Source organism: Devosia submarina (assembly GCF_003056345.1).
GTDB classification, from domain to species: Bacteria; Pseudomonadota; Alphaproteobacteria; order Rhizobiales; family Devosiaceae; genus Devosia; species Devosia submarina.
Genome location: NZ_PYWB01000003.1, coordinates 284869 through 302788, shown reverse-complemented (window position 1 = coordinate 302788; position 17920 = coordinate 284869). Strand labels below are relative to the sequence as shown.

Annotated in this window: 13 protein-coding genes; 8 read left to right on the top strand and 5 right to left on the bottom strand. The window is 62.3% G+C overall.

Annotated elements, in window-relative coordinates; genetic code table 11:
* Positions 1 to 53: 53 nt before the first annotated feature.
* From DDE77_RS06120 to DDE77_RS06100, 5 genes are all read left to right on the top strand, one after another.
* The gene (locus DDE77_RS06120) at positions 54 to 899 is read left to right on the top strand and encodes an outer membrane protein assembly factor BamD (RefSeq protein ID WP_245895105.1); all 846 of its coding nucleotides are present in this window, start codon (positions 54 to 56) and stop codon (positions 897 to 899) included.
* Between the two features lie 364 nt (positions 900 to 1263).
* Positions 1264 to 2934, top strand: a complete 1671-nt coding sequence (recN, locus tag DDE77_RS06115) for a DNA repair protein RecN (protein WP_108396546.1) — start codon at positions 1264 to 1266, stop codon at positions 2932 to 2934.
* A 268-nt stretch (positions 2935 to 3202) separates the two neighbouring features.
* Positions 3203 to 5410 carry an NAD-dependent DNA ligase LigA gene (gene ligA / locus DDE77_RS06110; RefSeq protein WP_108396623.1) on the top strand — a complete coding sequence of 736 codons (2208 nt, stop codon included), beginning with the start codon at positions 3203 to 3205 and terminating at the stop codon, positions 5408 to 5410.
* A gap of 24 nt (positions 5411 to 5434) precedes the next feature.
* Positions 5435 to 6727 carry a hypothetical protein gene (locus DDE77_RS06105; RefSeq protein ID WP_157959693.1) on the top strand — a complete coding sequence of 431 codons (1293 nt, stop codon included), beginning with the start codon at positions 5435 to 5437 and terminating at the stop codon, positions 6725 to 6727.
* A 27-nt stretch (positions 6728 to 6754) separates the two neighbouring features.
* Complete coding sequence (locus DDE77_RS06100) at positions 6755 to 7213, top strand: YqhG/Tai3 family protein (protein WP_108396544.1); 459 nt, start codon at positions 6755 to 6757, stop codon at positions 7211 to 7213.
* A gap of 68 nt (positions 7214 to 7281) precedes the next feature.
* On the opposite strand, the gene DDE77_RS06095 is transcribed toward DDE77_RS06100, so the two are convergent.
* Positions 7282 to 9099: an aminopeptidase P family protein gene (locus tag DDE77_RS06095; RefSeq protein ID WP_108396543.1), complete on the bottom strand. Its 1818-nt coding sequence runs from the start codon at positions 9097 to 9099 to the stop codon at positions 7282 to 7284.
* Positions 9100 to 9212: 113 nt separating this feature from the next.
* On the opposite strand from DDE77_RS06095, the gene DDE77_RS20055 reads away from it, so the two are divergent.
* Positions 9213 to 9347 carry a hypothetical protein gene (locus DDE77_RS20055; protein WP_281261292.1) on the top strand — a complete coding sequence of 45 codons (135 nt, stop codon included), beginning with the start codon at positions 9213 to 9215 and terminating at the stop codon, positions 9345 to 9347.
* A 120-nt stretch (positions 9348 to 9467) separates the two neighbouring features.
* A complete protein-coding gene (locus DDE77_RS20050) occupies positions 9468 to 9599 on the top strand; it encodes a hypothetical protein (protein WP_281261291.1) in 132 nt (43 codons plus the stop codon).
* A gap of 154 nt (positions 9600 to 9753) precedes the next feature.
* Here DDE77_RS20050 and DDE77_RS06090 read toward each other — a convergent pair whose 3' ends face one another.
* The 3 genes from DDE77_RS06090 to DDE77_RS06080 form a co-directional block, all read right to left on the bottom strand.
* Complete coding sequence (locus tag DDE77_RS06090; RefSeq protein ID WP_108396542.1) at positions 9754 to 10626, bottom strand: 50S ribosomal protein L11 methyltransferase; 873 nt, start codon at positions 10624 to 10626, stop codon at positions 9754 to 9756.
* Positions 10627 to 10896: 270 nt separating this feature from the next.
* On the bottom strand, positions 10897 to 11214 hold the full coding sequence (locus DDE77_RS06085) for a heavy metal-binding domain-containing protein (RefSeq protein ID WP_108396541.1): 318 nt from the start codon (positions 11212 to 11214) through the stop codon (positions 10897 to 10899).
* Between the two features lie 248 nt (positions 11215 to 11462).
* Positions 11463 to 13802 (bottom strand): ATP-dependent helicase, encoded by a 2340-nt coding sequence (locus DDE77_RS06080; protein ID WP_108396540.1) that lies wholly within the window; start codon positions 13800 to 13802, stop codon positions 11463 to 11465.
* 280 nt (positions 13803 to 14082) lie between these two features.
* Here DDE77_RS06080 and DDE77_RS19665 point away from each other — a divergent pair, with 280 nt between their 5' ends.
* Complete coding sequence (locus DDE77_RS19665) at positions 14083 to 17700, top strand: AsmA family protein (RefSeq protein WP_108396539.1); 3618 nt, start codon at positions 14083 to 14085, stop codon at positions 17698 to 17700.
* Here the strand turns inward: DDE77_RS19665 and DDE77_RS06070 are convergent.
* Positions 17684 to 17911, bottom strand: coding sequence for a ribbon-helix-helix domain-containing protein (locus tag DDE77_RS06070; RefSeq protein WP_108396538.1), 228 nt, complete (start codon positions 17909 to 17911; stop codon positions 17684 to 17686). The two genes, DDE77_RS19665 and DDE77_RS06070, sit on opposite strands and share 17 nt — an antisense overlap.
* Positions 17912 to 17920 lie beyond the last annotated feature (9 nt).

The following is a 17920-nucleotide window of genomic DNA, read 5'->3' as shown; positions in this document are numbered from 1 at the left end:
CAATTGCTGAATACTTCGCGGCAAAGACAAAGCTTTCAAGAACGGGGCACTTCGTGACAGGTGAATTTATTGGTGGTTTGACCACTCGGGCAGGTCGGATTGCGTCTGTTGCCCTGCTCACGCTCATTCTGGCCGGCTGCTCCGGCATGAATCTGTTTGGGCCGCCCAAGCTCAAGGAAGCGCCCGTTATTCCCGCCCAGGCGCTTTACCAAAAAGCGCTGGACGACATGGACCGCCAGTATTTCCAGACCGCCATCAAGGGCCTGGAGCAACTCGACCGCCAGCATCCGCGCGATCCGCTGGTGGAAAAGTCCAAGCTTATGCAGGTCTACGCCAACTACCGTGGCGGCGAGCTTGAACAGGCAATCCTTGCAGCGGACCGGTTCCTGGCCATCTACCCCAATGGCAAGGACGTGCCTTATGTCCTTTACCTCAAGGGCAATGCCTATTTCGCCCAGATCAAGGACATCACTCGCGACCAGCAGCTGTCGCGTGATGCGATCGACACCTACAACCTCCTGATCAGCAATTATCCCAAGTCCGAATACGCCAAGGACGCGCAGGAAAAGCTCCTTGTTGCCTATGACCAGCTCGCGGGCAAGGAAATGTCGGTTGGCCGGTACTATCTGGGCAATGGCCAGTACACCGCGGCCATCAACCGCTTCCGCACAGTGGTGGAAACCTGGCAGACTTCCACTCATATCGAAGAAGCCCTGTATCGCCTAACCGAAGCCTACCTCTCGCTCGGCCTCACCAATGAGGCCACCACCGCCGCTGCCGTTCTGGGACACAATTACCCGTCCAGCACCTGGTACCAGCAGGCCTTTGCGCTCCTGGGCAAGCAAGGCCTCGCGCCCGCCGTCAACAGCGGCAGCTGGATGGCCGGCCTGCGCACCTAGCCTGCCGCCGACTGCGCACCTAGTCTGTCATCCGGATAAGCAGTCGACACCCTCCCCCTTGCGGGGCTTGGGCGCGGCCCGAAGGGACAATTTGCTCCGGTGGAGCAAATTGAGCAACAAGGCCATGAGAGCTACGCTCGATTGGCAGATCAAGGGGGCTGTTTAGTCCCTATGCCGCCGCAGCTCTCCGTCTATCTTTTGTGCGATTACGGTGAAGCTTCTCCACAACTCACTTATTTGTTGCTAGTTTGTTCCGCGTCGCTAATATGCCTCCCGGTTCGCTAATTCTACACTTGGGCAAGACCCCGACGCGGCAGGGTAGAAGCGTGCGCGAGCGCACACGGAATTTGGGAATGGTACGCGCATGCTGAACGCGCTTTCGGTTCGCAATATCGTCCTGATCGACCAGCTCGATCTGGCGCTCGATGAGGGCATGACCGTGCTGACCGGCGAAACCGGCGCCGGCAAATCCATCCTTCTCGATGCCCTGACCCTGGCCCTGGGTGGCCGCGGCGATGCTTCGCTCGTGCGCAGTGGGCATGACAGCGGCCAGGTGGTGGCCGTACTCCAACTCGCCCCCAACCATCCCGCCCGCACCGCCCTGCGCGACAACGCCATCCCCGACGACGAGGACGTGATCCTGCGCCGCGTGCAGTTCGCCGATGGCCGCACCCGCGCCTTCATCAACGACCAGCCCGTCTCCGCCGCCCTGCTGCAAAAGGTCGGTGCGCAGATCGTTGAAATCCACGGCCAGCACGATGACCGCGCCCTGGTCGATGTCGCAACGCACCGCGCCGCCCTGGACGCCTTTGGCGAGCTGGAATCCATTGCCGCCAAGGTGCGCGACGCCTGGCAGGACCTTGCAGACGCCCAGGAAGCCGTTGCTGCGCAAAAGGCTCTCGTGGCCGAGGCGCTTGCCGCCGAAGATTATGCCCGCCACACCGTGGACGAGTTGGGCAAGCTCAAGCCGCAGCCCGGCGAAGAAGAAGAACTCGCCGAGCGCCGCCAGCATCTGCAGCAGGCCGAACGCGCCGCCTCGGATGTGGTCGAGATCGACGACATGCTCAACGGTCCTTCCGCACCAGGCCCGGCGCTGGCCGGCCTCATGCGCCGCCTCATGCGCAAGATCGATGGCGGGGCAACGCTGTTCCAGCCCTTGGTCGATACGCTCGATGGCTCGCTCGCTGCGCTTGATCGCACCACCGACGCGCTTGAAGAGCTCAAGCGCGAAATGGCCTATGACCCTAACGAGCTCGAAGCGGTCGAGGAGCGTCTTTTTGCCCTGCGCGCCGCGGCGCGCAAGCACCAGACAACTTGTGACGAGCTCAGCGAAGTGCTTGCGAAATATTCCGCCGATCTCGACACGCTCCAGAGTGGAGAGACCAAGCTCGCTGCGCTTGAGGCCTCTGAAGCCAAGGCCATGGAAACCTATCGCAAGCTCGCGGAAACCCTGAGCAAGGCCCGCGCAAAATCGGCCAATGCGCTCGGCAAGGCAGTTGGCGCCGAACTCCCCGACCTCAAGCTAGGCGCTGCAAAGTTCATCGTCGACCATCAGGTCGACACCAACCGCATTGCGCCATCGGGGTTCGACCAGATCGCCTTTCACGTCCAGACTAATCCGGGCACGGCCGCCGGCCCCTTGCTCAAGGTCGCCTCGGGCGGCGAGCTCAGCCGGTTTCTCCTCGCGCTCAAGGTCGTGCTGGCCGACCGCGGCTCGGCCCCCGTGCTCATCTTTGACGAAATCGACACGGGCGTTGGCGGCGCGGTGGCGGACGCCATCGGCCGGCGCTTGGCTCGGCTTGCCGGCAAGGTCCAGGTCCTCGCCGTCACCCACGCGCCCCAGGTCGCCGCTCGCGCCCAGCGTCACCTGCTGATCGAAAAGCAGGCCGTCAAGGAAGGCGCCTTCATGCGCACCCACGTCAAACTCCTCGACAGCGCCGCGCGCCAGGAAGAAGTCGCCCGCATGCTGGCAGGCGCTCAGGTTACGGACGAAGCCCGCGCTGCCGCCAGCAAATTGCTGAGCGAAGTGGGGTAGGGACCCCCACCCAACCTCCCCCTGATAGGGGGAGGGACAGATTGCGTTTGGGGCGGGGTGGTAGTTCGGCTACAGGCTGGTTCCTCCCCCTTCCAGGGGGAGGTTAGGTGGGGGTACTCGCCTTTGCCGGCTAGAAACCATTTCGCAGTAGACCTCATCCTGAGCCTGTCGAAGAACGAGGTCGTGGCATCGCACTGCCCCCAGTTCACAAGCTCACCATGAGGTCTATGATGATATCGTGCGGGGGCTAAAAAGAGACATGACCGACCTGTCCACCAAACCTGTCGAAGACCTTTCCCCTGACGAAGCCGAAGCCGAACTCGCGCGTCTCGCCGAAGCGATCGCCGCCGCTGATATCGCCTACCATCAAAACGACGCGCCCGAGATCACGGATGCCGAATACGACGCCATGCGGCGGCGCAATGATGCGATCGAGGAAGCCTTCCCTCATCTGATCCGTCCCGACAGTCCCGGCAACGCCGTGGGCGCGCCGCCGGTCGAAGGCTTTGCCAAGGTGCGCCACCAGGTGCCGATGCTCAGCCTCGCCAAGGCCTATACCGAACAGGACGTATTGGATTTCCTCGAGCGGGGCCGCCGCTTTTTCGAACGCGACAAGGATCTCGAACTCGCCTTCACCGCCGAGCCCAAGATCGACGGGCTTTCGGCTTCGCTGCGTTACGAAAATGGCGTGTTCGTTCAGGGCGCGACGCGCGGCGACGGGAGTGTGGGCGAGGACATCACTGCCAATCTGCGCACCATCAAGGATATTCCTCACAAGCTCAAGGGTTCCGGCTGGCCGCGGACCATTGAAATCCGTGGCGAGGTCTACATGACCTATGCCGAGTTCCAGGCGCTCAAGGCTCGCTCTGCGGCCTCCGGCGGGCAGCACTATGTCAACCCGCGCAACACCGCGGCCGGCTCCCTTCGCCAGAAGGACCCCTCCATAACTGCCAGCCGAAACTTACGCTTTTTCGCCTATGCCTGGGGCGCGACCAGCGAGGACCCAGCGCCCACGCAGTTCGAGGCCGTCCATAAATTTGCCGAATGGGGCTTCCCGATTAGCCCGCTCATGGCGCGCGCCAAAACGGTGGACGAGCTGATCGGCCACTACAAGAAGATCGAGGAACAGCGCTCCTCGCTGGGCTATGACATTGATGGCGTCGTCTACAAGGTCGACCAGCTCGAGCTGCAGCGCCGCTGGGGCTATGTTACCGGCGAGCCGCGCTGGGCCATTGCCCATAAATTTCCGGCCGAACAGGCAACAACCGTCGTGCGCCGCATCGATATCCAGGTCGGCCGCACCGGCACGCTCGCCCCCATCGCCCGGCTTGAGCCGGTGACCGTCGGTGGCGTGGTGGTGGAAAACGCGACGCTCCACAACGAAGACTATATCGCGGGCATCGACAGCAATGGTCTGCCTATTCGCGGCGACGTGCCGATCGATATCCGTATCGGCGACACGGTAGTGATCCAGCGGGCAGGGGACGTCATTCCCCAGATCGTGCGTGTCGTGCTCGAAAAGCGCACCGCCGACGCCGTGCCGTATGAATTTCCGCACACATGCCCGGTCTGCGGCTCCCCCGCCACGCGTGACCTCAACGAGAAAACAGGCAAGGAAGATTCCCGCCGCCGTTGCACGGGCGAATTGATCTGCCCTGCCCAGGCCATTGAGCGCCTGCGGCACTTCGTGTCGCGCGGCGCCATGGACATCGAGGGCCTCGGCGCTGAAAACATGGACTTGTTCTTCAATGCTGGTCTGGTCAAGACGGCCGCCGATATCTTCACCCTGCGTGATCGCCGCCCCGAAGTGCAGAAGGCCCTGGCCGAACGCCGCGAGCAACAGGCGCGCCAGCGCGAGGTCCTATCAGGCAAGACGCGCAAGAACGTGCGCAGCGTCGAAGACCGGAACTATGAAGGGCTCGACAAGCTCTTTGCTGCCATCGACGCCCGGCGCGAACCCGAGCTCGACCGCTTCATCTTTGCCCTGGGCATCCGCCATATCGGGGAAACCACCGCGGCAGCGCTGGCCCGAACCTTCTCCACCGTGGAAGAGCTCATCCGCGTCGGCAAGGAAACCGCGGCTGCAGCGGATCCCAAATCGGTGTTTCCCTCGATCGACGGCATCGGCGGCACGGTAATTGAAGCGCTGGTGGATTTCTTTGGCAACCAGCGCAATGACGACGTGCTCGATGCGCTGCTGGCCCAGGTCCGGCCAAAGCCCTATGTTGTCGCTGTTTCCGCCAACAGTGTTGTGGCCGGCAAGACGGTGGTGTTCACCGGCACGCTCGAGAAAATGTCGCGCTCGGAAGCCAAGGCCATGGCCGAGCGGCTGGGTGCGAAGGTTGCAGGTTCGGTCTCGGCAAAAACCGATATACTTGTGGCCGGCCCCGGTGCAGGCTCCAAGCTCAAGACGGCCGAAGCGCTGGGCGTCGAGGTCATCAGCGAAGACGAGTGGTTCGCGCGCGTCGGTCAGTAGGGGCCAGTCACGAGGAGACAGGCGATGAGGCTAGGATTGGCTGTTGCGGCGCTGGTGCCTCTGCTCTTTCCGGCGATCGCCCTTGGCGGCGAAGCCGCGGATGCCCTTGCCGACCACCTTTATGCCGGCACAGCGGCGCAGGGACTCGCTGCTGCAACCGAAGGGTGTTCGCGCAACGATGCCGAGGCATGCTTTGCCCGCGGCATCATCCAGCTCGTCACCGCCTATGAGGGGCTCGCGCAGGATCTTTACCGCCACGGCGCCACAGTCCCAGGCACGGCGCCCGCAGCCCTGCTGTTCGGGATCGAGGATGGTTTCGACACCGCCCCAGCCAATCCCAACCCCGAGCCGCTAAGCTACACGGGATTGCGCAGTCTGCTTGGCGATTTCCTCGCCGATGTAGACCAGGCGCGGCTCAGCTTCGAGCGTGCTGGCAACGGCGGCGACTATGTCGTCTCGCTCGAACCCATGCGGGTGCGGCTCGATCTTGATGGTGACGGCACGGCCGGGGAAGGCGAAAACCTTGGGGCCTTGCTCGGCGGCTTGTGGGAATCTGATGACATTCCCGCCCCGGATGCGCCGCCGCCTGGCAACAAGACGAAGACTAAGCGCGACCAGGCTGCCACAACACGATTCACCATCGGGTTCGATCGCGCCGATGCCATCTGGTTTGCCGGCTATATGCAGATCACCGCCGCACCTGTCGATCTCGTGCTGGCGCATGATTTCTCCGGGTTTTTCGGCGCCTTTCTGCATCGCGTCTTCCCAAAGGCCGGGCTGCCGATGGAAAACTATTCGCGCGGCGGCACGCTGCTCATGGACCCCGAGAGCGATACCAACATCGCCGATTTCATCGCTGCCATTCACACGCTCGATTTTCCTGTCACCGAGCCGGCGCGCCTTGCTGGAGTGCTCGATCGGCTCCGGGAAATCACAAGGCTATCGCGCCGCAATTGGGAGCTGATCCTGGCCGAAACCGATGACAATCGGGAACTCGTGCCATCGCCACGGCAGACGTCGCTCGCGCCCGATATGCCTGTGACCCAGCCGGTGGTTGATGCCTGGCTCGCCACGCTGGAAACTGTTGACCAGGTGCTCGCGGGCGAGTTGCTCGTGCCCCATTGGCGCTTCCGGCAGGGCTTTGATCTCAAGCATTATTTCGAGACAGCTACCGAAACGGACCTTGTCATGATCCTGACTGGGTCGGGCGCGCTGCCCTATCTCAAGGATGGCCCGATTGCCGATGCCGCGGCTTTTTCGCAGGCCAATGAGGTGCTTGGCACCAATTGGCTCGGCTACGCCTTCTGGTTCAACTGACACGTAACGCTTTTTCCGGAGTCGCTAATGCGCCTTGCTGCACTTGTTGCCGGCCTTTTCCTGTCGCTCACCGCCTTTGCCGCGGCCCAGTCCTATGACACACCGGAAGCCTTGCTTGAGGCTTTCTATGCGCCATACCTCGATGGCGAATTTCCCGAGGATGACGCGCACTTCCGCTCGGCCGCGCTGCAGGCCCTCTACGAGGGCGACGCCGAGATCACGCCCGAAGGCGAGATGGGCGCGCTGAGCTTCGACCCCTACGTCGACGGGCAGGACTACAGCATCAGCGACTTTGAAATCGATGCGCCCCTGATCGAGGGCGACACAGCCATTGTGGATGTGAGCTTCCGCAATTTCGACGAACCGCGCAGCCTCACTTATGAGCTGGTCAACGTAGACGGCTGGAAAATCGACGACGTGGTTTCCGCCAACCCTGCCAATCCCTATCGCCTGAGCGAGATCTTTGCCGAAGCGGCTGGGGAGTAGGGGCTTGGGCTAACCACCACGCTGCCGCTTCAGAGAGGGCTTCTGGAAAACCCGCCTACCAAGGCGGCTCAGATCGCTCGCGTCGCCTCCTCTAGCCAGGTTCGCACCTCCCCACTCACCAGCGGCCCGATCTCCGTCCAGACCCGCTGATGATAGGCATCCAGCCAGGCGCGCTCCTGCGCACTCAGCATCTCGGCCGCTATCAGCCGACGGTCGATTGGCGCCAGGGTCAGCGTTTCGAACTCCAGGAAGTTTTCGAACTTTCCGCTCTCCACAACCGTGATCAGGTTCTCGATGCGGATGCCGTATTCGCCCTCCTTGTAGTAGCCCGGCTCGTTGGAAACGACATTGCCCACCTCGAACGGCGTCGTGTAGCGCGAGGAGATGCCGACCGGCCCTTCGTGCACGCCCAGAAAAGCGCCCACGCCATGCCCGGTCCCGTGATTATAGGTCACCCCGTCCTGCCACAGAAACTGGCGCGCCAGGATGTCGATCTGCGCCCCGCTCGTTCCCCTGGGGAACCGCGCCATGGAAATGGCGATCATGCCCTTGAGCACGCGGGTGAAGCGGTCGCGCTGCTCGGCGGTTGCCGGCCCGCTTGCCATGGTGCGGGTGATGTCGGTCGTGCCGGACAAATACTGCGCCCCGCTGTCCACCAGCATGATCTCGCCGGGAGCCAGCCGGCGGTTGGTCCCATTGGTCACGCGGTAATGAACGATCGCCCCATTGGGCCCCGAACCCGAAATTGTATCGAAGCTCGCATCGACGCAGCTTTCCTCGTCGCGCCGGAATCCCTCCAGCGCCGAAACGATGTCGATCTCGGTGAGCGTGCCCTCCGGCGCATTGCTGTCGAACCAGTGGAGGAACTTCGCCAGCGCCACGCCATCGAGCCTATGCGCCTCCCGCATTCCCGCCAGTTCCGCTGCGTTCTTGCGCGATTTGGGCAGGAGCACGGGATCGCGTTTTTCGATCAACGTCGCCCCGGCTGACTTCAAACTCGTGGCAATTGCCTGGGGTACCGATGCCGGATCGATCAGCACGGCCTTGTCCTCGGCACCAAGCTGGCGCAGATCGGCAAGCAGATCCTCGCTGCTGGCGATCGCTGCAATTCCGGTCAAGCTCGTGCGGATCTCGTCCGTGATCTTGGCCGGGTCGAGGTAAAGGGTCGGCTGCCCATCGGTCGGAACAAGGGCAAAGCCCAACACGAACGGGGTGTTGGGCACATCGCGGCCGCGCATGTTGAATAGCCAGCAGATCGATTCAGGCAGGGTCAGCACGCTTGCATGGGCACCCTCCGCTGCCAGCACCTGCTGGATTTCGCCGATCTTGTCCTGGGCCGTCCGCCCAGCGCGGTTGTGGCCAAGAAATTCCACCGGGCTCACCGGCGCGCCGGGTCGATCGGTCCAGATCTGGTCCACCAGATTCTGGCTGGGCACCAGGTTTGCGTGCCCCTTCAGCAGCTGCTCCAATTCTCGCACTTCCCCCGGCGTATGCAGCCAGGGATCATAAGCCAGGGTGCCGCCCGCCGGGATCAGGTCCTTTGCCAAAGCATTGAGGCCGCCCCGATCGGTCTGGACGATTTCCACCAGTGCCGTATCGGTCTGGGTCGGCGCCTGCAGCGTATAGCGGCTGTCCACAAACAGGGCCGCTCGCTCGCGGCCGATCAGCGCCATGCCGGCCGAGCCGGTAAACCCCGTCAACCAGCCGAGTCGCGCTTCGCTCGCGGGCACCGATTCTCCGCGATGCCGGTCGGCCCGGGGCACCAGGAACCCATCTACGCCCGCTTTCGCCATCACCTCGCGCAGTGCGGCAAGCCGGGGCGCGACCAGCGCCTTGTCCGACTTTTCCTCGAAGCTTTGAAACGGGGGCACATTGGTCTTGGTCATGGGCAACTCTTGGCGGGTGATCGTGCAGGCAGGGCATAGGAGGTGTGCCCGACGCCCTCTGCAAAAAAGGGGCGGGGCGCCCTATCTTAGCGGTGGAAGCAAGGAGAGCGAAGATGGCGGATCGCAAGAATTTGGCAGCACGGGCATTTGCCGCATTGATCGCCGGTCGCGAGCGCCAGGCCCGGCTTTATGTGGAGCGTTTTGAGCGCAGCTATGGCCGCGCAAACAGCACATTAACAAAGCGCTAATACGGCTTGCGAGTCTTGCAGGGCTGGCTTGCCGATTGAGCCTCTAATCAAACCCTGCTCGGTGGCCTATCTAGAGCGCAACGGGGGCACTAACCGTTCTAGACGTGCATGGAGACTGAGATGACCGAGAGCAGAAACGATTTTCGCAAGGCATTGGGGTCGGTTATCGACGCCCGTGGCCGCGAATCGACCCGCCAGGTCAGCTATCGCATGCAGCATCAGCTGATCGGCGCATTCACCAAGCGCCCTTGAGGCCGCTGTTTTTCATAGCTGACGATCCCGATGTAGAGATCCCCGAAGCCTGGCTCCGGGGATTTTTCTTTAGCCAAACAGTGCCGCCGGCGCCATAGGCGGGGTTAAACGATAACAGTCTGCTAACCCGAACGCGCTTGTGCTAATCGCAATGCTAGCGCATTTCGAGCATCAGCGTGGTCCAATCTTTGCGCTGCAATTTCTGCCGCAAGGTCATGCCCTGGCGTTGATAGGCATTGATCACGCCGCGCGCCTGATGCTCCAAAATCCCAGACAGGATAATAGTCGCGCCCTTTTGCGCTGCGCGGCCGACAGCCGGGGCCAGCGCCATCAGGGGACCAGCTAAAATATTGGCGACGATCAAATCATAAGGCCCGTTTTGCGTGATGGTTGGGTGGGTTAGCCCTGTCGCCTCAACTGCAATGATGAGCTTGCCAACCCCGTTCTGGCTGGCATTCTCCTGCGTGGTCGTCACCGAAATCGGGTCGATATCGCTGGCAATAACGGGCATGCGCGTCCGTTTGGCGAGGGCAATTGCCAGCACGCCCGTTCCCGTGCCCACATCAATCATCCGCCGCGGTCTGGTGCGTTTCAGAAGGATGTTGATGGCTTCCAAACACCCTGTGGTTGTTTCGTGGTGTCCCGTGCCAAAGGCTTGAGCCGCATCGATTTTCATCGGCGTCAGCCCTGCCGGAATGGGTCCGCTTTCGTGGCTGCCATAGACATAAAAGCCCCCGGCGATCACCGGCGCCAGGCCTTCCAGCGACTTGGCCACCCAGTTGACCTCGGGGTCCAGCGGCTCGACGCTGAATTGCACTTCCCGCCCAATGGCTTGCCGCGCCAGATCGGCAAAAGGCTCGACCTGCGCCGGGCTTTCGCAACCGGCTTCAAACACCCAGAGGCCGGTCTCTTCATCCTCATGCGCCGAAGCCGTCAGGGCCAGATCGTCCCGCTCCATCACGGCATCGACCAAGGCATAAGCCTCGTCCTTGCTCAGCATTTCGGATGAGATCTGATCAACGGCCATGGCGCTTTTCCCTGTGTTTGCCGCCTCCTTGCGCCAAGCCTTCGCCTTCGTCAATCAAACTTATCCCCGCCCGAACGAGGGCAGGTAAATTGCTGGCGCACAGGAAACCTCATGGTGAGCCTGAGGTCTATTGAGCCAGAGGAGAAAAGCACCACGGCCGGACAGCCGCAAAGGAAGAGGAACCTCATGGTGAGCCTGTCGAACCACCAGAGCCTGCCCCGGGCTCGACCCGGGGTGAGCGAATGGAGGCATAGCTCCACGACAAAAAGCCTAAAGCCGCACAGCCGTCCCGGTAATGGACACCATCAGCATGGAGCCGTTCTGCCCCACCACTTCATAATCGAGATCAACCGCAACAACCGCATCGGCCCCCATGCGCTCGGCTTCATAGCTGAGTTCTTCATAGGCTTGCCGGCGTGCATCGCGTAGCGCACCCTCATAGGCACCCGCCCGGCCGCCCACAATGTCGCGAATGCCGGCAAACAGATCCTTGAAGATATTGGCGCCCACAATCACCTCGCCGGTGACGAGCCCAAGATATTCGCGGATAGGGCGGCCTTCGAGTGTCGGGGTCGTGGAAATGATCATGCGATGTGCTCTCTTGTTGGAAGCCAGACGGTTAGCGAGCGGGATCGGTCACCTGTTATACTCCGCTCGTCACCCTCGGGCTTGACCCGAGGGGTCTGCACTTGCGGCACACGTTTTCAGTACAGACCCCTCGGGTCAAGCCCGAGGGTGACGAGCGGATGGGGATTGCGGACCTTCGCAGGTCGGCATGTCCGAAGGCTGATCCGTCAGGAGCCAAAACTTGGAAAAGCCAAAATGCCCAGAAGCACTCACCCCTTGGTAATAAAACTCTCCAACACCTTCTTGCGCCCGGCTTTTTCGAAATCAATGGTCAGCTTGTTGCCCTCGATCTCGGCAATGTCGCCATAGCCAAATTTGAGATGAAACACCCGCTCCCCCTTGCCAAAAGCCGAACGGTCGCTGCCCAGATCCACCGAGCGGGCGACCAGATCGCCCTCTATGGTCAGGGGCCCGCCGCCCTTGCGCGTTGATTGCTGTGCCCGTGCGCGCTGCCAGCCCGGCGTCTGGTAGACGCTTTCAAACGGGTCGGCCTTGTTGAACCGCGAGGTCGCCCCGCCACCATAGCCATAGCCGCCATAGGAGGAGCCAGTATCCTTCACCTCCACCGCATCAGCCGGCAATTCATCGAGGAACCGCGAGGGAATGGCCGATTGCCAGAGCCCGTGGATGCGCCGGTTCTGTGCCGCCGAAATTCGGACGCGCTTGCGCCCCCGGGTGATCCCGACATAGGCCAGCCGCCGCTCTTCCTCGAGCCCCGCGCGGCCGCTTTCGTCCATCGAGCGTTGGCTGGGGAAAGTCCCTTCCTCCCAACCGGGCAGGAACACCGTATCGAATTCCAGACCCTTGGCGCCATGGAGGGTCATGATGGTAATGGCATCAGCGGCGTCGGTGCTGTCGCGGTCCATCACCAGCGAAATGTGCTCGAGGAAACCACCCAGCGTGTCGAACTCCTCCATGGAACGGCTCAGTTCCTTGAGGTTTTCCTTGCGCCCTTCGGACTCTGCCGATTTGTCGGCGCTCAGCATGTCCGTATAGCCGCTTTCCTCCAGGATCTGTTCCACGAGCTCGAACGGCTTCAGGGTTTCGGCGCGCATGGCCCAGTTATCGAACTGCGCCACCAGACCCCGCAAGGTCGTGCGCTGCTTGGGCTTGAGTTCCTCGGTTTCCACCAGCATGCGAATGGCCGAAAGCATAGGCACGTCGGCAGCCCGCGCGGCGCTATAAAGCAGCTGGACTGTCGAATCGCCGATCCCGCGCTTGGGCGTATTGATGATCCGTCCTAGGGCCAGGTCGTCGGCAGGCTGTGCCACAAGGCGCAGATAGGCGATGGCGTCGCGGATTTCCTTGCGCTCATAAAAGCGTGGGCCGCCGATCACCCGGTAATTCAGCCCCAGCGTGATGAAGCGCTCTTCAAACTCGCGCATCTGGAACGAGGCGCGCACCAAGATCGCCATGGAATTAAGGCTTTCGCCCTGGCGCTGGAACTGCTCGATCTCTTCGCCGACGCTGCGGGCTTCCTCTTCGGAATCCCAAACCTGGGTAACGGAAACCGGCTCCCCCCGATCCCCCACATCGGTCTGCAACGTCTTGCCCAGCCGGCTTTCGTTGAAGGCGATAAGATTCGAAGCAGCCTTGAGAATGTTGGATGTCGAGCGGTAATTGCGCTCGAGCTTGATCACCTTGGCGCCCGGGAAATCCTTTTCGAAGCGCAGGATATTGTCCACCTCGGCGCCGCGCCAGCCATAGATGGATTGGTCATCATCGCCCACGACGCAGATATTGGCTTCGCTCGCCGGTTTTCCCTGCGCCAGCAGCCGCAGCCAAAGGTATTGGGCGACATTGCTGTCCTGGTATTCGTCCACCAGCATGTAGCGGAACTTACGGTGATATTCCGCCAGAACGTCCGGGTTCTCCTTGAACAGCCGGATGCATTCGAGCAGCAGATCACCGAAATCGGCAGCGTTCAGCGATTTGAGCCGTGCCTGATAATCGGCATAAAGCTTTGCACCACGTCCATTGGCATAGCTGCCGCTATCGGCCGGAGAGACGTCCTTGGGCAAGAGTCCCTTGTTCTTCCAGCCATCCAGCATCGAGGCAAAAAGCTTGGCCGGCCAGCGCTTTTCATCGATATTGTCGGCTTCCAGCAATTGTTTGATCAGGCGGATCTGATCGTCCGTATCAAGGATCGTAAAGGACGAGGTGAGGCCCACCAGCCCCGCATGGGCCCGCAAGATGCGCGCCCCAATGGAGTGGAACGTGCCCATCCAAGGCATGGATTCAAGCCGCGGCACCAGCCGTTCGATGCGCTCCTTCATCTCGCGAGCGGCCTTGTTGGTAAAGGTCACCGACAGGATCTGCGAAGGCCAGGCGCGGTTGGTATTGATGATGTGGGCAATGCGGGTCGTCAGCACGCGCGTCTTGCCCGTGCCGGCACCCGCCAGCACCAGCAATGGACCTTCGATGGATTCCACCGCGTCGCGCTGCTCGGCGTTAAGACCGCTCAGGTAATCAGGGGCCTGGTTCCGCCGGAACTGGCTGGTGATGGCGCCTCCAGCGGGGCGCTCGAGATCATGGTTTTCACCGGGCATCTATGGCCTTTCCATCGCTGCAGGCCGGGGCGGGCAGGGCAGCGCGGGCATGGACGAATCTTGGTTTGTTCTGGTGGGCAATATAGGGACCAGAGGCGGTCCTGTATAGAACAGCGCGCCACACGCCGCGCCTCACATGGCCGTCATCACCAGACGAGGCAAAGGACCATCGCCATTTAGCTTTACGCAAGGGGGCAAGTGTGGTTGTCCAGTCCTTCAGACTTGCGCGGAGCCGCCGCTGGCCTAAACTCCGCGCAACAAAATCGGGTGGCCGCGCACAGTGCTCAATCGGATCTATATCGCTATCGGATTGCTGGCGATCATCGTGCTGGCCGGCGCATTCCTCGCGCCGCGATTTATTCAATGGGGCGACTACCGCGCCCGAATGGAAGAGCTGGCCAGTGATGTGTTGGGAACACCGGTCACCATCCGCGGCGATATCGACTTCGCCCTTCTGCCGCGCCCGCGCCTCAACCTTGCAGACGTGCTTGTGGGCTCACCCGAAGAACCCGCCGCAACGGTGGACCGGGTGGAAGCCGAGTTCTCGCTGCTCGAGTTCCTGCGCGACGACTACAACGTCACCAAGCTGGTGCTAGTCGCGCCGGTGGTGGACTTTACCCTGGATCAAACCGGGTTTTTCGGTAGCGGGGTAACGATCGCGCCGCAGGGCAATCCCGTGTCCCTCAGCCAGGCGACGATCCAGGACGCTACGGTCAGGCTGATGGACCAGCGCTCGGGCGAGAATTTCGTTGCTGATGACGTTGATGGCGAGCTCAGGATTTCGAGCTTTTCCGGCCCCTTCCAGTTCCAGGGCTCGGCTCTTTATCGTGATGGCCGCTATGTCATCCGCTTCAATTCGGCGGCCCTCGACAGTGCCGGCAATACACAAGCTTCCGCGGCGGTCTCGGGCAGCAATTTCGTCCTTAGCGCCCAGGGCATTTTGACCCCAGGCATGGCGCCCAGGTTCGATGGAACCATGGTTTACCGGCAAACGCCGCCGCCTGGCGAAGCCGCCGACGATATCCGAGGCGATCTGGTGCTGGAAAGCAAGGTGACGGGCTCCACCGACCGGATCGTTCTTTCCGGCTATACGCTGCAGCCCGACGAAAACAGGGCAGGGACCCGCCTCACTGGCGCCGCCAGCATTCAGCTGGGCAATAGGCGCAATTTCGACGCGGTGATCTCGGGCGGTGTGTTCAGCCTGCCACCGCGCGATGCCAATGAGGATGCCTCCATCCAGCCCTATGAGCTGGTGCGGCTCCTGGGCGAGCTGCCAGCGCCGCTGGTTCCGCCCATGGAGGGCCGGGTCGGGATCGATCTGGCCGAGATCGCCTTGCGCGGCTTTGCCCTGCGGGAAGTCCGGGTCGATGCCAGCACGGACGGCACAAACTGGCAGGTGGAGCAGCTTGTGGCGCAGCTTCCGGGCAACACCGAAGTGCGCGCGAGCGGGCAATTGGGTAATGAGAGCGGGGCGGCCGTGTTCAAAGGCCGTGTTTCGCTCAACAGCGAGCGGCTCGATGCCCTGGCGCAGCTTTGGCGCAAGCCTGATCCGGACAATGCGCTTTTCAACCAGCCCGGGCGGTTGGAGGGTGAAATCCTTCTCGGCGGGGACGCGGTTGGCCTCAATAATGGAGCGCTCACCTTTGCGGGCACAAGCCATGCGGTGGAACTTCGTTTGGGGTTCGGGGAAGAAAGGCGCCTCGACCTCGTCGGCCATTTCGATGCGCTGGGCCCTAGCGAAAGCTCCATCCTGGCTGCCCTTTTGCCCCCGATCGCCGCCGAGCCCGCCTTTGGAAACAGCTTTCCGGAAGGTAGTTTTTCCCTGACCGGCAAGAGCGCGACTGTGCTTGGTCTTGATGGCACTGAGCTCGCTGCCCAAGGTCATTGGCGCCCTGGCCAGATCATCCTGGACCAGCTCCAGGCCGGGGATTGGGGTGGCGCCAGCTTGGACACAACGATGTCGTTTGGCGGAAACGTGGCAGAGCCGGTGATCACCGCCTCGGGGCGTGTAGGCATCAACAACGGATCGGCTCCAGCCCTCGCCAGGCTCTACGACCTCGCACAAGTGCCGCTGTCCTGGCGCCAAGCTCTCGCACGGTCGATGCCCGCCGACCTTCTGGTCGACCTCTCGGCCCCAACCGAGACTGGCTCGCAAACGCTGACCCTTGGCGGAGCTGTGGGGGAAGCTGAACTCAATCTGCGGGCTGAGTTCGGGAGCGGCATGGCCGGTTTCTCGACGGGCCAGCTGCGCCTGACGGCTTCCCTTGATTCAAGTGATCCGCTGGCCCTGGCGCGCCAGCTGGGCCTGGGTGAAGAAAGCCCGTTCCAAGGGGCGAGCATGCTGGTAAGCGCGGGGCTACAAGGCATTCCTGCCGATGGGCTGCGCGGGTCGGTCAACGCCAGCTCGGACGAGGAAAGCATAGGCTTTTTCGGGGACTTGCAACTGGCTGCGGATGCAGAAATTCAAGGCACCGGCAGGCTCGACGTCAATGTTCTCAATATCGGCACACTGGCGCAGGTCGCCGGGCTGCAGGATCTTGCATTGGGCCAGGCGCAAGCCAGCGCTGACCTTCATTTCGAAGGCAACCGCCTTGCCCGGCTTGAGGCGATTACCGGTGCCTCGGGGGAGGCAGAGTTCTCCGGCGAATTGTCCTTGTCCCGTACCGGCGCAAATACTGCCGTCGCCGGCTCCATTCGAGCCGATGCCGTTTCAATCGAAGGCCTGGCTGCTGGCCTTTTCGGTCCCGCAGCGTTGGTGCCGGGCGCCGGCTTTTGGTCCGACGGACCGATCACGCTGGGCGAGGCACCGCGACAAACGCGTGGCACCGTATCGGTGGAGGTCGGAAGCCTTGCCGGCGGCGGGAAGCCTATCCTGGGCCCCTCAAGCTTTGAGCTGAGCTGGGATGAAACAAGGCTTCGCTTGGGCCGCTTCGAAGGCGCGCTGGGTGCAGGGCAAGCCAATCTTGATCTCACCATTTGCTGCGCTGGTCCGTTGCCGCAGAAAACCATGAGCGGGCGGCTGGGCTTGACCGGCGCCGCCATCGCAACCGTCGCGCCACCGGCAATTGCAGACTCGCTGGGGGGCATTCTTGACGGTGGTGTTCAGTTCGAAGCTACGGGCGCAAGCCTTGCCGAAGCCATTGGCGTGCTTGCTGGGGAGGGCAGCTTCACAATTGCCGACTTTGCGGTGAGCGGCCTAGCACCATCGGTATTTCCAACAATTGCGGGCCTTGAAGATGTTCTGAACACCGAAGCCGATGCGCTTGATGCCCTGATCGGGCTTGCACTGGGGCAGGGGAATTTCTCGGCGCCTTCTGCGGCCGGTGCCTTCACCATTGCCGGTGGCGTGGCCCGCCTGACCAATCTGATCGTTGAAGGCGAAGGGGGGCGGCTAGCGGGCGATATCAGCCTGGCGCTGCCCAGTCTTGGTCTTGCCGGCAGTTTCGTTTTGACCCCGCGCGGGTTCGAAGATCCCGAGGGCCTGGTCAACAACGACACGGCGCGCATCGTGTCCCACCTTGCGGGGACCTTGCTGGCGCCTGCGGTCACGCTTGATCTGGCCGAGATGGTTGCCGCCCTTCAGGTGCGCGCGAACGAGCTTGAGGTCGACCGCCTTGAAGCGCTTCGCATCGAGGATGCCGAGCGGCAAAGGGCTGCGGCGCAGGAGCGCAATAGGCTGATCGAGGCGCAACGGCAAAGGGCAGCCGCCGAGGCCGAGCGGCTTGCGGCCGAGGAAGCGGAGCGGCAGGCAGAGGCGCAAAGGGCTGAGGAGGAACGGCAAGTGCGCGAACTGCAGAGGCAGGCGCCAGCTGTTCCGGCCCCTACTGGTACGTTGGACCTGACCCTGCCAGGGCCAACGCTTCCGCCGGTGAGCGCGCCGGTCAGCCCGTCTCTCTGACGGCTTCAAGCTGGGCTTGATACCACCGCAACACCGCTAGCCGCGAGGCTGATGAAAGATTGGTCGTGGCACGATCCTGGTCGATCTGGCGGATCAGGGCGGCCATGGGCAGTTGCTGCTGCTCGGCCATCTGCTCCAGCGCGGCCCAGAACTCGGGCTCAAGCGCAATGGATGTGCGGTGGCCCGAAATGGACAGGGACCGCTTTTCCATTTGGGGCGA